Genomic DNA, 13,782 nt, shown 5'->3' on the forward strand with positions numbered 1-13,782 from the left:
TCGCCAGAGAGCAGGAAATGCTTTATGAAATAGTTTAACGCTAAACTATCTTGCCGAGAGGGGGAGATCGCCACTATGGCTGCGCGAAAAACCACAAAGAAACCAAATGTTTCTGCGGAAGAACTTACCGAATATTACCGTGAGATGTTGCTGATCCGCCGATTCGAGGAAAAGGCCGGTCAACTGTATGGCATGGGTCTGATTGGCGGTTTCTGCCACCTCTACATCGGTCAGGAGGCTGTTGTTGTCGGCCTCGAAGCTGCTGCCGAAGAGGGTGACAAGCGTATTACCTCCTACCGCGACCACGGTCACATGCTGGCCTGTGGCATGGATCCGGGTGGCGTGATGGCCGAACTGACCGGACGCATCGGAGGCCTTTCCAAGGGCAAGGGCGGCTCGATGCACATGTTCTCGAAAGAAAAGCATTTCTATGGCGGCCACGGCATCGTTGGCGCACAGGTGCCGCTGGGTGCCGGTCTGGCATTTGCCGACAAGTACAAGGGCAACGGACGCGTGACATTCACCTATTTCGGTGACGGCGCCGCGAACCAGGGCCAGGTCTATGAAACCTTCAACATGGCCGCCCTGTGGGATTTGCCGGTGGTGTTCGTGATCGAGAACAACCAATACGCCATGGGCACCGCGCAGGCGCGCTCGACATCGACCAAGGATATCTACCACCGCGGCGAAGCGTTCGGCATCCCGGGTGAGATCGTCAACGGCATGGATGTGCTGGCGGTCAAGGCCGCTGGCGAAAAGGCTGTCGCGCACTGTCGCGCGGGCAAAGGCCCCTACATCCTTGAGATCAAGACCTACCGCTACCGCGGCCACTCGATGTCCGACCCGGCCAAATACCGCACCCGCGAAGAGGTTCAGAAGGTTCGCGAACAAAGCGACCCGATCGAACATGTGCGCGAGCTGCTGCTGACCGGCAAACACGCGACCGAGGATGACCTGAAGGCGATCGACAAAGAGATCAAAGAGATCGTCAATCAAGCCGCCGAATTCTCGAAAGACAGCCCCGAGCCTTCCGTGGAAGAGCTCTGGACCGACATTTACGCCTGAGAGGACGAATAAGACATGGCAACCGAAATTCTCATGCCCGCCCTTTCGCCCACGATGGAAGAGGGCACGCTGGCCAAGTGGCTGGTCAAGGAAGGCGACACCGTATCAAGCGGCGACATCATGGCCGAGATCGAAACCGACAAGGCGACGATGGAATTCGAAGCTGTTGATGAAGGCATCGTTGTTAAGATCCTGATCGCTGAAGGCACCGAAGGGGTGAAGGTGAACACCCCTATCGCGGTGCTGGTTGAAGAAGGCGAAGACGCCTCGGCCATTCCGGCGGCTGCACCTGCAGCCGCGGCGGTGGCCGAGGCCGCCCCAGCGGCGGCAGAGGCCCCCGCCCCTGTCGCAGCTGCTCCTGCCGCACCGAAGGTGGACTTGTCTCCGGACTGGCCGGCAGATGCGCCGATGGAACAGCAGACCGTGCGTGAAGCCTTGCGCGACGCGATGGCCGAAGAAATGCGTGGTGACGAAGACGTTTACCTGATGGGCGAAGAAGTCGCCGAGTATCAGGGCGCTTACAAGATCAGCCAGGGCATGCTGGACGAGTTCGGCAGCAAGCGGGTCATCGATACCCCGATCACCGAACACGGCTTTGCCGGCATCGCCGTTGGATCCGCCATGGCCGGACTGAAACCGATTGTCGAGTTCATGACCTTCAACTTCGCCATGCAGGCGATCGACCAGATCATCAACTCAGCGGCGAAGACGCTCTATATGTCTGGTGGCCAGATGGGTTGCCCCATCGTGTTCCGTGGTCCAAACGGCGCGGCCGCGCGCGTGGCCGCTCAGCACAGCCAGGATTACGCGGCGTGGTATATGCAGATCCCCGGTCTGAAAGTAGTGATGCCTTATTCGGCGGCCGATGCAAAAGGTCTGCTGAAATCGGCAATCCGCGACCCGAACCCAGTTGTTTTCCTTGAAAACGAGATCCTCTATGGCCGGTCCTTCGATATGCCGCAGGTGGATGATCTGACGGTCCCGCTGGGCAAGGCGCGTATTTGGCGCGAAGGGTCGGACGTCACCATCGTCAGCTTCGGCATCGGCATGCAATACGCGCTTGAAGCAGCTGACAAATTGGCCGAAGAAGGCATCAGCGCCGAGGTGATTGATCTGCGCACGATCCGCCCGATGGATACCGGCGCAATCATCAACTCGGTGATGAAGACCAACCGTCTGGTCACGGTCGAAGAAGGCTGGCCGCAAGGTTCGGTCGGCGGCTACATCTCGTCCGTTGTGATGCAAGAAGCGTTCGACTACCTAGATGCGCCCGTCATCAACTGCACGGGCAAAGACGTGCCCATGCCTTACGCCGCGAACCTGGAGAAACTGGCGCTGATCACAACCGAAGAGGTGATCGCAGCAGTCAAACAAGTGACCTATAAGTGAAGAACAGAAGCGCAAATGACACAAACTGAACACCCGGAATCAGCACTCAAGCTTTTCGGAAGATGGCGCTTTTGGAGCAATTTAGTCGGATGCGTAGTTGTACCCGCATTCGCGTTTCTTGGGTTGCTCACGATAGTGAACTCGGGCTTCGAAACCGCTGAAAGAGCAAGTACCTTGTCCACTTTTGGTCTGCCCAATGATGTTTGGATTGCGGCTCTGGCGACCTGGATCGCATCGCTGATAGGCTCTTTGGCCGGTGACACATTAGACGAAGGCGGTGCCTTGTTCCTCAAGGACCACGCAGATTTCACCATCGGTGACATGTCAGCGCTTTGCGGCAGGTTTTCCATGGGGGTTACCAGCGCATTTCTTGCAGGTGCGTTTGAAGTCAGAGGCGCTAGTTTAACGAGTCCGGAACTTTTGGCCGCCTTCGCTCTGATAGGCGCACTCATCCCATACGAGGTTTTGAGTTTGTTGCGTGCAATCACTCGAAAGTTTGGAAATGCGACTAACCAAAAGCCAGCGGCAAAAGACACCATGGAGGTGAAATAAAATGCCCACCGAAATTCTGATGCCCGCCCTTTCGCCGACCATGGAGGAAGGCACTTTGGCCAAATGGCTGGTCAAAGAAGGCGACGCTGTCTCGTCCGGCGATCTGCTGGCCGAGATTGAAACTGACAAGGCCACGATGGAATTCGAAGCCGTCGACGAAGGTGTAGTCGGAAAGATCCTGATCCCTGAGGGCACCGAAGGGGTCAAAGTCAACACTGCCATTGCGGTGCTGCTGGAAGACGGCGAAAGCGCCGATGACATCGCAGCAAGCCCTGCCGCTGCGCCGGCGGCGGCTCCTGCTGCCGCCGCGGGCAACGAGGCTGCCGCGCCAGCGGCATCCGAGGCGCCCGCCCCTGCCCCGGCGGCTCCGGCCAAGGCTGATGGCGGTCGGATATTTGCATCACCCCTGGCTCGCAGGATCGCCGCCCAGAAGGGTCTGGACCTGGCACAGATCACCGGATCTGGCCCGCACGGTCGGATCGTGAAAGCAGACGTCGAGGGCGCAACCGCGACTGCCCCGGCCCCGGCTGCTGCATCCGCGCCCGTCGCTGCCGCACCCGCTGCCGCCGCAGCACCTGCCGGTCCGTCCGCGGATGCTGTTGCCCGGATGTACGAGGGTCGCGACTATGAAGAAATCAAGCTGGACGGGATGCGCAAAACCATCGCTGCCCGCCTGTCCGAAGCCAAGCAGACCATCCCGCATTTCTATCTGCGTCGCGACATCAAGCTGGACGCGCTGCTCAAATTCCGCAGCCAGTTGAACAAGCAGTTGGAAGGCCGTGGCGTAAAGCTGAGCGTCAACGATTTCATCATCAAGGCTGTCGCCAACGCGCTGCAACAGGTTCCCGAATGTAACGCCGTTTGGGCCGGTGACCGGGTTCTGCAACTGAAACCTTCGGACGTGGCTGTCGCAGTCGCTATCGAAGGCGGGTTGTTCACTCCGGTTCTGCAGGACGCCGATACCAAGTCGCTGTCTGCGCTGTCTTCCGAGATGAAGGACCTTGCCGGTCGCGCGCGTGAGCGCAAGCTGGCCCCGCACGAATATCAGGGCGGCACCTTCGCGGTTTCGAACCTTGGCATGTTCGGCATCGACAATTTCGACGCCATCGTGAACCCACCGCATGCGGGTATCCTTGCGGTTGGAACTGGTCTGAAAAAGCCGGTTGTCGGCGATGACGGTGAACTGACAGTTGCGACCGTGATGTCGGTCACCATGTCAGTCGATCACCGGGTCATTGACGGTGCGCTTGGCGCTCAGTTACTGCAAGCCATTGTTGACAACCTGGAAAACCCGATAGTCATGCTGGCCTAAGGAAAAATCAGGGTCGCGCCGATACCAGAGCGGCGCGGCCCAACCATATCACAACCGTCATGTGAGCGCTTGTGATCACCGCGCGTGTTGCGTCGGCACCTACCGTCAACCACCTTGTCTGAATGAAAATCACGGACATAGGTGCCCTATGACTTCTACCTATTCGGTAAACTTCTTGCTGGTTGCAGCCCTTGTGTTTGGTATGCCGACGGTTGCGGCGGCGAAGCCCAATACCTATCCGGGTGAAAATTCCGCCTTCAGTTCTGATCCAGCCGAAACGGCCAAACGAGAAGCTGAACGCGCGAAAAGGAAAGAAGAACGAAAAAAGCGGCGTGAAGAACAGCGGCGCAAGCGGTCGATCAAAAAGAACGACCGCTTGAACTGACTTGAGTTACTGATCTTTGCCCAGCATATGGTCCATCGAAATCGAGGGTTGATCGCAGCCAGCCTCGCCGACGATCTTCGCCGGAATCCCGGCCACGGTTTTGCACGCAGGAACCTCCTGCAGCACCACCGAGCCCGCAGCGATACGGCTGCAATGGCCTACCACTATGTTCCCCAGAACCTTGGCTCCCGCTCCGATTAGCACACCGTCGCCAATGGTGGGGTGACGCTGTTCTTCCTCTTTGCCTGTCCCACCAAGTGTCACCGAATGCAACATCGAAACGTTGTCGCCGACAATCGCCGTTTCACCGATCACGATTGAGTGCGCATGGTCGATCATAATGCCCTTGCCGATTTTTGCGGCAGGATGGATATCGATCCCGAAGATCTCGGAAGAACGCATCTGGAAAAAATAGGCCAGATCAAAACGCCCCTTGCGCCACAACCAGTGCCCCACGCGATAGGCTTGCATTGCCTGATAGCCTTTGAAGTAAAGGATCGGCTGCAACAGCCGGTGGCACGCCGGGTCGCGTTCGTATACGGCCATCAGGTCCGCGCGCGCTGCCTCGAGGAGTGTGGGGTCTTTGGCATACGCCTCGTCCACGATCTCACGCAGCACCATCATCGACATTTCATTCGAGCACAGCTTGGCGGCAATCCGGTAGGACAGCGCCCGTTCCAGACTGCGGTGATGCAAAATACAGGCATGCACCAGCCCGCCCATCAAAGGTTCTTTTTCTACGGCTGTCTGAGCTTCGGCTGTGATCCGATCCCAAACAGGGTCGACGGGGGTCACGTGACTGCGCGTTTCGAACATGGCTTTTCATCCTTTGCTGCGCCTAGAATGCCATTTAGTGGCAAAAACGCCAAACGCAAACCCGTGATCTACAGGGTAACGAAAATGAATGAAACGCAATTGGCGAAATTCGAGACCCTGATCCGCGCGCGTCTGGACGAACTGGCCGAGCATTCCGCCCTCGGAAATCAGGCACAGTCAGTGGTGGAGTTGGATCAGCAGGCCGTTGGGCGGCTCAGCCGAATGGATGCCTTGCAAAACCAAGCAATGGCCAAAGCACAGCAGGCAAATCGTGACATTGAAACCCGTCGTTTAGTGGCGGCGCTAACGCGGATCGAAGACGGGGAATTTGGCCACTGCGAAGACTGTGGCGAAGAGATTCCGGTGGGTCGCCTGAACCTTGACCTTGCCGCCAGCAAATGCGTCAGCTGCGCATCCGGGTAATGTGGAATTGAACCAGACACCGCAGAACCATCTCAAAACATTTGCAATATTGCACGTCGTCAAACCCTGGCTCGTCGGCTAATGGTCGGGCCCGGGCCGCCGTCATCAATGACCCATTGCCGAAAAGCGGGTGAAGCCGCCCTGTCTGGCCGACATAGCTGTCGGCCAGATCAGCTTCGTTGATCATTTTGACGCACAGGCGTTCCCGATCAGCTGGTGGCGCGTTCAGCAATACCCGCGCCGCAGTACTAACATCGCCATGCAAGACGGGACGCATGACCGCTTTACCCGGCCAGCAGACGCGCGGACGGACCGGGACCGAAGCTGGCTGATATCTGTGCCACATCAACCTCGTAAGCTCCGGTCACGCCATCCGCGATCTTCATAGCGTATGGATAGAGCCACCGCGGTTCTGACGTCATCTGTTCGCGCACTACCGATCCGTCGATCCTGATTTTCAACAGATAGGATTCGGTCTCCTCTCCCAGCGGAACGTCAAATCCATCCCAGTCATCGCCGTCCAATCTGGTTCGGCGAATCCACGAGATTTCATCACCCGCTCCGATTGGTGTGAGTTTGACATGCACCGGAGCATAGGGGCGCAGTCCGTTTCCGTCGAAAGCGTGAACCTGATGGAGAAACGACGGATCGTCATAGGCGCGCGTTCCCGGCCCTATGCGATAATGTTTCGCCACACGCCGTTCGGACCGCAGCAGCCCGGTTTGGAAGACCCTTTCGTCCAGCAGGACAAAAGTCGAACCTTCGGGCCAGGTGTCGGGCATGAAAGCATCCGTCCCCAATTGCCCGCGCAGGCGCCCTGAAAGGGCATAGGTGCCCCGGTCCACAAGTTCTGCGCTGGCGAACTGGAATAGCTCCCAATTGCCGGGCGTACCATCCCCGATTGCTGCCAGATTAACCCCATTCAGCAACGCGTCGCGAGGCCGCGATTCCAGCAAGCCATCAACCAACCTGACGCGCAATGGCGTGCCGTTGTCCCAGACGCCGATACTGGCCCGCCGCAGAGGTGACTGCGTAAACCCGATGACGGCCTGCGCCGAGATCACCTCTTGCAAAGCGTAGTCCTCATCATTCAGCGCTGAATACACTGCGGCGCTGCCGGGCCAGGGATCGGCAGACACGGCCAGGTAAGGCGCATGCGGAACTTCCGAGCCAGTGATCAGCGGCAGATCCATGAAAACGGGCAGCACCGGAACCGGAGCGAAAAAAGGCTTGGTCGAGATCGCGTCATCAGGAAGGTCTGAAGGGGCGTAAATCCCTGGTTCTACCCGAACGGCATCAGCCAATTGCATCTCGGCTTGTTCCAGACGGTCGATCCGGAAACGTGCCCCTTGCCCGTCTGCATCTAGGCTGACGACATCCCCCGCGCCGATGTGTCTCAATGAAGGCGGCAGCGCAAAGCGGACGCTTTCGCGGGACACGCGCGCCTCGCTGAGCCACCGTTCTGCAGTCTGGCGACCTTCGGCACGTGTCATGGACAGGGGCATCTCGTTGACAGCAACCGAATGGGTGCGCGTGTCGGGCAATACGGCCTCTTCCGCGACAATGTCGTGGTCTCCATCCGATTGGACAAAACGCAGGCGGACACGGCCCGTCATCTCCGCCTCGGCTTCGCGCCGGTGCTCGATACCGGCTTCAATATCGGAGCTGATCGCCAGATGTTCCTGATCCAGCGCGATAGCGCGCTGCCCATGTCGCATCTGAAATCGCAACACGCCATCCCGCTCGATGGCGTCGAAACCATACCGCAGCATCAGCGGCTGCAATGCAGATCGCGCGTCCGAGACCTGCTCGATCGCATAGCCGCGCACAACGCCATAGAGGCGCGACGTGTCGATGTCGGTCACGCCAGCCCCGTGACAAATCTCTGTCACCACCGACGCCAGCGTGCGTGATCCAGACCGTCCATTCAGCCAATGCCCGCGTGCGTAGTTCTCACCATCGCTCCATTGGCTCTGCAGGTTCGGAAAGGTTGGATACGGCCGCGCATCCCAGGCCCAGACATAGGCGTTGGACAAATCAATCATGCGTCCACCGTAAGCATCCGAAACCGGGTTATTTTCCGCCTCGGACCAATAACCCAGAACCGCCTTTAGGTACTGCACCTGAATGAAATCATCCCGCTGGCCGTTGGAATAGCGCGGCAGCTTGGATTCCGAGGATTTCGGGTCCAGAAACTTGTTCGGCTGATTGGTGCCCTTATCGATGGCAGCGCAACCCAGTTCTGTGAACCAGATCGGCTTGGACATGGGCACCCATGCGGTCCGATTGGCTTGCCGCACCCCTCCGATCCGTTCGTGATGTGGTTGCGACCACCAGTTGCGAATGTCCTTGTATCGCCAGATCCAGGCCTCGTCATGCTCTTGATCATCGATCACAGAGCGTATCTGCGCTTTGGATTCCTCGGTCGAGGCGTAATACCAGTCGTACCCTTCCCCGCCTTCAACATTGCCGCGCAGGTAATCCAGATCATAGATCGCATCTGCGCCCGCGTTGGCGTCGACGTGATCCTCGCCGTCGCGCCAGTCGGAAAGCGGCATGTAATTGTCGATCCCGACAAAGTCGATATTGTCATCGGCCCAAAGCGGATCGAGATGGAAGTACCTGTCGCTGCCCGCATCGACGGGTTTGTAGCCGAAGTATTCGCTCCAGTCGGCGGCATAGCCGATTTTGGTACCGGTCCCGAGGATTTTGCGGACTTCAGCCGCGAGAACCTTCATCTGCGCCACAGCCGGAAACCCCGTCGCGCCCCTGATTTGGGTCAGAGCACGCATTTCAGAAGCAATGCAGAACGAAGATACACCGCCAGCTGCCTTGCACAGGGCAGCATAATGCAGAATGAACCGGAACAGCCCCCATTCCTGCGGGCCGCCATAGGTGACCGTGCCGTCACCGATGACAAAGTCACTGGCGCGCGCCTGCCCGAAGAACTGCGCGACTTGGGCGTCAGCCTCTGTCGTCTGGTCCGGCGACCCGTTGCGCCCCGGTGCCTCACTCAAGGTTATCCGCCCACGCCATGGTAGGTGCGGTTGATCCGCGGCATCAGACCACGGATCCGGCAGCCCATTTCCCCGCAACTGGTCCATAAGGATGAACGGATAGAACATCACCCGCTTGCCTGACACGTTCAGATGCCGGATCGCCTCGACCACGGACGCATCCGCGGGTGTCGCCCCATAGACGGGCCGATCATTTTCGATCTGAACAACCTGGGCCTCAGCGCGCGACACTCCGGAAACGCTCCATGGCATGTTTCCGCCATCAAACTCCTTGTGCAGGACTTTTGGCTGCACCTTGCACTGCCCACATCGCAGATCGTCGCCAAACCACGACACGACAAGCGACACCGCATCGCAGGCAGGCAACTCGGCATTCAGCGCTTGTATCGAGGCGACCAGATCAGCAACGCCCGAAGCCGAATGCACGTTTGCCGCCCAACTTTGTCCCTGACCCTTGGAATAGTTGACCTGCGTGCTGGCCAGAGAATACTCGCCTGTACCTGGAATCATCGCGACACCGCGCACAATCCGGGATACGGCATCAGCGGTGTCTGGCAGGCCCGGCTGTTCCTGCCGCACAACTTCAAAAGAAAATTGCGGAACCCGGTTGCCGAATGAGGCAAGCTGAAGGTCCTCAATCACCAAATAGGCTGTACCCCGATAGGCCGGAACCTGCCCGGTGCCCTCAACAGCCTCGATCAGCGGATCAGGCAACTGATCATCAGTGCCCTTGTACAGCCGCATGTTCAGCCCCGAACGCTCTAGTTCTTCGCCATCGGCCCAGATACGCGAGATGTCGGAGATTTGCCCAGCGCCCACCGCGATAGCCAGTGAGATCGAGTAACTATAGGTATGAGTGGTTGCGGTGGCCGAGCTTGGCCGACGCGACCCTTTCCCGCCCCGCGTCGATTGCGTGGTCGTGCTGGTGCTGCGGGTTTCCAGAAAATCCGATGCCCATATGATCTGCCCGCCGACCCGCATACGGCCAAACACGGTGGTGACCGGAGAGCCCTCTCCGGTATCGGTCAACCGGAATCGATCCAAACGCCCGGTTTCGACGACTTCGCTGCCACCCCCCATCACCGATTGGCTCATCAACCGCTGATCAATGACCCGCCCCAGTGTCGCGCCGACGGCTCGGCCGATGATGGCTGTGGAAAGACCGGCGACAGTGCCACCAATCGAGCCACCAAGGGCAGCCCCTGCTGCAGATAGTACAATCGTCGCCATTTACTTGACCTCCAGCGGAAATGCGAAACAGGCGACAATCCGGCGACGCCAGGGATCACTCAGGGCGTTTTCCACGACGCCGTGCCCGGAATATGCGTGAATGAACCGCGGGATTGCCCCAGATTCGCTAACAACACCCACGTGCTTGGCGACGCCACCATCCCGCATTCGAAACAGCAATACGTCGCCTGCCGCCAGTTCGTTGAACCGCTTTGCCGTCAGATTTCGGCGGGCGGCATCCCACATCCGTTCCTCACCCTGCGGTTCCGACCAGTCCATGCTGTAGCTCGGCACGGTTTCGGGCTCGGCCCCGTACAGCGCACGCCATATGCCGCGCAGCAATCCCAGACAATCCGCGCCTGCGCCCATAACGGACGCCTGATGGACATACGGGGTGCCCAGCCATCGCCGCGCTTCCTCGACTATGTCCCGCCTGTCTATTTTCATCGTCTGCTGCCCCCCTTGTTCGGCTTGTCTTTCTTGGGAACAGCCATCACCCAGTCCTCACCCGGCAAATCCGGAAAACCCTGAAAATTGATGAGGTTGATAAATTTTGTTCGGCAGGTTTCCATGCGCTTGTCGCAGCCGGCGGTGAGGCGGACGCGATCTCCGATTGTCAGCCCACCGCTGATCCCGGTCCACAAGACAACGTTACGCCCACCCGCGATACGTTCATCTTGTTTGACCGACGCCCAGAGCCCCGAAGCTTTGCCGGAGATCACGTCCAACCGGCCACGTTCGAACCAAGTTGTATCCGATGCGTCTGCTCCTTTCAGTTGCAGAACGCTGCCCGCCGACAAGCTGACGATCTCAGCTTCTGCCTGAAAGCCCGGTGCGGCCACGTTGAACCGGCAGGCGCCGTCGCCCAGCACCGCAGTGCATGGCTTTTGGTATATCCGACCCAAAGGTCGGTTCAGCAGGTCGGTAAGCCCCCGTAACTCAGCATGAAAAGCACCACCACCGCGACGCATTTCACCAATCGAGCCACGAAACTGTAACACCCTTTGGTCAGGATTTACCCAGTTCACCAGCCAAGCGCGAACATTGGCGCCGTCAAACCGACCGGCCTCTATGTCCTCTTCCCTTATCGCCGCATCAGACAACGCGCCCATCGCCTCAGAGTTATCGATCGATAGTCCGGTTGCCTGTTCTATCGCCGATGCGGTCAGCCCCGAACTTGCCTTGAACGTCAGCCCGTCAAAACGCAGCTCCATATCGTGATCAGTGAACCCGTAGACCTGACCATCCGTGCGCCTGATTGCCCAGCACCGGCAGGTCGTTGTCAGCCCGCTTTGCAGATGCGCCTGCAATCCCTGTTTGTCGCCGCTCATCAGACCCGCACCTCGACCACAGGAACGTTTGGCACGTCACCCGCCTGAAAGCTGGCCACGCTGGTCTGAATTTTGTCGGTGTCGAACCGAACGGGCACGTCAAACTCGAACCCTGCCGTAATCTCGACATCTTGCGGAGGCGCGTTCGTAAACGTGACCCGACCCCGCGCCAGATCCACTTCGAAATCCACACCTTCGCGCATTTCATCCTGCTCAAGACCGAGCTTGATTGTCCCGAGCACCGGTTTGAGGATCGGGCGGACGTACTTGAACCCGCCTGAGCTGTAGGTTTTCACCAACTGGAATTCGGTCGTCTTACCGTCGCCGCGCGCAATGACCTGATCGGCATTGTCCACTTCAGCCGTGGCTGCGCCCGACTTGAAGTCAGACCAATCCTTCCACCGAAATCCGAACATCTGCCCCTGCCGCGCCTCGAAGAACGAAATCAGCGTTTCGATATCGTCCAGCGACCGCATCCCCAGCCCGGCATCGTAACGCCGTCGCGAATGAGCCCAGGGTGTGTTGCGTTCTTCAAACCCGTTGGCCAGCGTCACGATATCTGTGCGCCGCTCGGGGCCGCCAACCGAACCAAAGCTCAAGCTGGCGGGAAATCTCACCTCATGGAAATTCATGGCCTGCTCCCTCAAGTTACCTGTTGCGATTGCCGCGCCCCAGCGCGCGGCTCATCTGCGCCGCAATCTGGCTTTGACTGCGCCGAAACCCCTGCACGTCCGGGGTGGTAATATTCATCACGACATTCACAGCGCGCCCTCCGCCCGAGTTGCGCACCCCCAGTTTGCCGTCTGGCCCGCGTGCCAAGGGCATAATCGCCTCGGGGCCAGCTTCCCCCATCAACCCGGTTCCGCCGCGCATAGGAAACGTGATTGGGCCACTGACAACGCCGCCGTTGGCGAAGGGCATCACCCGGCCCTGAGAAAAACTACCGCCGTCGGCAAACGGCAAAAGGCCCTGGACCAGACCACCAACGGTTCCAGCCAGCATCCCACCAAAGTGATCCGTCACCGGCTTGATCGCTGCCGAATACGCTGTGCGGATCATCGAGTTCTTCAAAACGTCCAGTGCATCGGACAAGTTCATCCCGTCCAAAACCACTCCGTCAAACGCTTTGCGCAACCCGCTGGACATGCCGCGTTCCAGTGTGGCGACATCCTTGCCGGTCTCTTCAAACGCGGCGCTGATCCGCTTCATCTGACTGTCAAAAGCCGCCGCCATGGAGGCGGCGTCGCCCAGCGAGTCGCCCAGCGCTTCGCCGCGTTCCTGAAGATCATCCAAACCGTTACGATCCGTCATTACGCTCTCCTTGTCTTTTGTCCGGGTAGGCCGCCAGCAACGCATCCAGACCCGCCCGGTTCATCGCTGGCACCCCTGCACCCTGCCCCAGCATCAGTTGCAGCTCGGCCGGAGTCAGTCGCCAGAACTGATCCGGCGTTAGACGCAAGCCGGTCATCCCGGCCCGCATCAAGGCGGGCCAGTTGAACCCGTTCATGCCTGCCCGGCGACCATGAAGGCTCGCGCAAGCAATTCCGCAGCCACGCGGGCTCCGGCCATCGGGCCACCCTCGATCTCGGCGCTCAGCAAGTCGGCGCGGGTGACGTCTTCGCCACCGCCGCGCAACCCGGCCACGATCAGCGCCAGCACGTCACCGCTGGAATAGGTTCCGCCTTCGAACCGCTGCACCAGTTCAACCAGCGAACCGGCGCCTAGCTCTTGTTCCAGTTCCGCCAAAGCGCCCAGCGTCAGCTTGAGCACCCGTCGCTCTCCATCGATGGTCAAAGCCACCTCACCCGTCCACGGATTGGCCATCGGTTTACAGCGCCGTAAAGTTCAGCGCACCGGCGCTCGCCAGGCTCATCTCATATGTCGCCTCGCCGTTATGCGTGCCGGCATACTCGATACCAGTGACCTGAAACGCCCCCTCGACAATGCCGAAATCGGGGATAATGACTTGAAAATCCGGTGTTTCACCGTCAAAGAACAATTGCCGCGCACGTTCGTCGGTTCCGGCATCCTTGAAAACGCCCGAACCCGAGATGGACGCCGATTTGACCCCGGCGCCCGACAGAAGTTCGCGCCAGCCACCCTGACTTTCCAGACTGGTGACATCGACACTCTCTGCGTTGAAGCTGACGCGCGTGGCACGCAGCCCTGCAATAGTTTCGAACAGACCACTGCCGTTCATATCTACTTTGACCAACAGGTCCTTGCCGTTCTGGGCACCCATTTGCTCTCTCCGTTGATTGG

The 13,782-nt window shown here is 59.1% G+C and carries 16 protein-coding genes; 6 read left to right on the forward strand and 10 right to left on the reverse strand.

Features of this window, described 5'->3' with window-relative positions:
* The first annotated feature begins 75 nt into the window (after window positions 1-75).
* The 5 genes from pdhA to GOW16_RS10355 all read left to right on the forward strand — a co-directional run bounded on the left by pdhA (window position 76) and on the right by GOW16_RS10355 (window position 4,703).
* Window positions 76-1,065: a pyruvate dehydrogenase (acetyl-transferring) E1 component subunit alpha gene (pdhA, locus tag GOW16_RS10335; protein ID WP_170414249.1), complete on the forward strand. Its 990-nt coding sequence runs from the start codon at window positions 76-78 to the stop codon at window positions 1,063-1,065.
* Window positions 1,066-1,080: 15 nt separating this feature from the next.
* Window positions 1,081-2,454, forward strand: coding sequence for a pyruvate dehydrogenase complex E1 component subunit beta (locus tag GOW16_RS10340; RefSeq protein ID WP_170414252.1), 1,374 nt, complete (start codon window positions 1,081-1,083; stop codon window positions 2,452-2,454).
* Window positions 2,455-2,469: 15 nt separating this feature from the next.
* Window positions 2,470-3,006, forward strand: coding sequence for a hypothetical protein (locus tag GOW16_RS10345; RefSeq protein WP_170414255.1), 537 nt, complete (start codon window positions 2,470-2,472; stop codon window positions 3,004-3,006).
* Between the two features lies 1 nt (window position 3,007).
* Window positions 3,008-4,318 carry a pyruvate dehydrogenase complex dihydrolipoamide acetyltransferase gene (locus GOW16_RS10350; RefSeq protein WP_170414258.1) on the forward strand — a complete coding sequence of 437 codons (1,311 nt, stop codon included), beginning with the start codon at window positions 3,008-3,010 and terminating at the stop codon, window positions 4,316-4,318.
* A 148-nt stretch (window positions 4,319-4,466) separates the two neighbouring features.
* Entirely contained in the window at window positions 4,467-4,703 is a 237-nt protein-coding gene (locus GOW16_RS10355) for a hypothetical protein (RefSeq protein ID WP_170414261.1), read from the forward strand.
* Window positions 4,704-4,709: 6 nt separating this feature from the next.
* Here the strand turns inward: GOW16_RS10355 and cysE are convergent, their stop codons facing one another.
* The gene (gene cysE, locus GOW16_RS10360; RefSeq protein WP_170414265.1) at window positions 4,710-5,519 is read right to left on the reverse strand and encodes a serine O-acetyltransferase; all 810 of its coding nucleotides are present in this window, start codon (window positions 5,517-5,519) and stop codon (window positions 4,710-4,712) included.
* Window positions 5,520-5,603: 84 nt separating this feature from the next.
* On the opposite strand from cysE, the gene GOW16_RS10365 reads away from it, so the two are divergent.
* Window positions 5,604-5,942, forward strand: a complete 339-nt coding sequence (locus GOW16_RS10365) for a TraR/DksA family transcriptional regulator (protein WP_170414268.1) — start codon at window positions 5,604-5,606, stop codon at window positions 5,940-5,942.
* On the opposite strand, the gene GOW16_RS10370 is transcribed toward GOW16_RS10365, so the two are convergent.
* From GOW16_RS10370 to GOW16_RS10410, 9 genes are read right to left on the reverse strand one after another with little or no spacing between them, the layout of a single operon-like run.
* The gene (locus tag GOW16_RS10370) at window positions 5,923-6,219 is read right to left on the reverse strand and encodes a DUF7742 family protein (protein WP_170414271.1); all 297 of its coding nucleotides are present in this window, start codon (window positions 6,217-6,219) and stop codon (window positions 5,923-5,925) included. The genes GOW16_RS10365 and GOW16_RS10370 overlap by 20 nt on opposite strands.
* A 7-nt stretch (window positions 6,220-6,226) precedes the next feature.
* The gene (locus GOW16_RS10375; protein WP_170414274.1) at window positions 6,227-10,189 is read right to left on the reverse strand and encodes a baseplate multidomain protein megatron; all 3,963 of its coding nucleotides are present in this window, start codon (window positions 10,187-10,189) and stop codon (window positions 6,227-6,229) included.
* Window positions 10,190-10,636 carry an NlpC/P60 family protein gene (locus GOW16_RS10380; protein WP_170414277.1) on the reverse strand — a complete coding sequence of 149 codons (447 nt, stop codon included), beginning with the start codon at window positions 10,634-10,636 and terminating at the stop codon, window positions 10,190-10,192.
* Window positions 10,633-11,520 carry a DUF2163 domain-containing protein gene (locus GOW16_RS10385; protein ID WP_170414280.1) on the reverse strand — a complete coding sequence of 296 codons (888 nt, stop codon included), beginning with the start codon at window positions 11,518-11,520 and terminating at the stop codon, window positions 10,633-10,635. Before GOW16_RS10385 ends, GOW16_RS10380 begins: the two co-directional genes overlap by 4 nt.
* Complete coding sequence (locus GOW16_RS10390) at window positions 11,520-12,152, reverse strand: DUF2460 domain-containing protein (RefSeq protein WP_170414283.1); 633 nt, start codon at window positions 12,150-12,152, stop codon at window positions 11,520-11,522. The genes GOW16_RS10385 and GOW16_RS10390 overlap by 1 nt, the downstream gene beginning before the upstream one ends.
* A 16-nt stretch (window positions 12,153-12,168) precedes the next feature.
* A complete protein-coding gene (locus GOW16_RS10395; protein ID WP_170414286.1) occupies window positions 12,169-12,831 on the reverse strand; it encodes a phage tail tape measure protein in 663 nt (220 codons plus the stop codon).
* Window positions 12,818-13,027, reverse strand: coding sequence for a rcc01693 family protein (locus GOW16_RS10400; protein ID WP_170414289.1), 210 nt, complete (start codon window positions 13,025-13,027; stop codon window positions 12,818-12,820). The genes GOW16_RS10395 and GOW16_RS10400 overlap by 14 nt, the downstream gene beginning before the upstream one ends.
* Complete coding sequence (locus GOW16_RS10405; protein ID WP_170414292.1) at window positions 13,024-13,344, reverse strand: gene transfer agent family protein; 321 nt, start codon at window positions 13,342-13,344, stop codon at window positions 13,024-13,026. The genes GOW16_RS10400 and GOW16_RS10405 overlap by 4 nt, the downstream gene beginning before the upstream one ends.
* Window positions 13,345-13,348: 4 nt before the next feature.
* Window positions 13,349-13,762: a phage major tail protein, TP901-1 family gene (locus tag GOW16_RS10410; RefSeq protein WP_170414295.1), complete on the reverse strand. Its 414-nt coding sequence runs from the start codon at window positions 13,760-13,762 to the stop codon at window positions 13,349-13,351.
* Between the last annotated feature and the right edge of the window lie 20 nt (window positions 13,763-13,782).

The organism is Ruegeria atlantica, from assembly GCF_013033965.1.
Classification (GTDB): domain Bacteria; phylum Pseudomonadota; class Alphaproteobacteria; order Rhodobacterales; family Rhodobacteraceae; genus Ruegeria; species Ruegeria atlantica_D.

Excerpts from the sequence above, each read along its gene's own strand:
- GOW16_RS10380 (WP_170414277.1), bottom strand. The coding sequence starts at position 10,636 with ATGAAAATAGACAGGCGGGACATAGTCGAGGAAGCGCGGCGATGGCTG.
- pdhA (WP_170414249.1), top strand. The coding sequence starts at position 76 with ATGGCTGCGCGAAAAACCACAAAGAAACCAAATGTTTCTGCGGAAGAA.
- GOW16_RS10345 (WP_170414255.1), top strand. The coding sequence starts at position 2,470 with ATGACACAAACTGAACACCCGGAATCAGCACTCAAGCTTTTCGGAAGA.
- GOW16_RS10400 (WP_170414289.1), bottom strand. The coding sequence starts at position 13,027 with ATGAACGGGTTCAACTGGCCCGCCTTGATGCGGGCCGGGATGACCGGC.
- GOW16_RS10340 (WP_170414252.1), top strand. The coding sequence starts at position 1,081 with ATGGCAACCGAAATTCTCATGCCCGCCCTTTCGCCCACGATGGAAGAG.
- GOW16_RS10365 (WP_170414268.1), top strand. The coding sequence starts at position 5,604 with ATGAATGAAACGCAATTGGCGAAATTCGAGACCCTGATCCGCGCGCGT.
- GOW16_RS10375 (WP_170414274.1), bottom strand. The coding sequence starts at position 10,189 with ATGGCGACGATTGTACTATCTGCAGCAGGGGCTGCCCTTGGTGGCTCG.
- GOW16_RS10410 (WP_170414295.1), bottom strand. The coding sequence starts at position 13,762 with ATGGGTGCCCAGAACGGCAAGGACCTGTTGGTCAAAGTAGATATGAAC.
- GOW16_RS10355 (WP_170414261.1), top strand. The coding sequence starts at position 4,467 with ATGACTTCTACCTATTCGGTAAACTTCTTGCTGGTTGCAGCCCTTGTG.
- GOW16_RS10385 (WP_170414280.1), bottom strand. The coding sequence starts at position 11,520 with ATGAGCGGCGACAAACAGGGATTGCAGGCGCATCTGCAAAGCGGGCTG.
- GOW16_RS10395 (WP_170414286.1), bottom strand. The coding sequence starts at position 12,831 with ATGACGGATCGTAACGGTTTGGATGATCTTCAGGAACGCGGCGAAGCG.
- GOW16_RS10390 (WP_170414283.1), bottom strand. The coding sequence starts at position 12,152 with ATGAATTTCCATGAGGTGAGATTTCCCGCCAGCTTGAGCTTTGGTTCG.
- GOW16_RS10405 (WP_170414292.1), bottom strand. The coding sequence starts at position 13,344 with ATGGCCAATCCGTGGACGGGTGAGGTGGCTTTGACCATCGATGGAGAG.
- GOW16_RS10370 (WP_170414271.1), bottom strand. The coding sequence starts at position 6,219 with ATGCGTCCCGTCTTGCATGGCGATGTTAGTACTGCGGCGCGGGTATTG.
- GOW16_RS10350 (WP_170414258.1), top strand. The coding sequence starts at position 3,008 with ATGCCCACCGAAATTCTGATGCCCGCCCTTTCGCCGACCATGGAGGAA.
- cysE (WP_170414265.1), bottom strand. The coding sequence starts at position 5,519 with ATGTTCGAAACGCGCAGTCACGTGACCCCCGTCGACCCTGTTTGGGAT.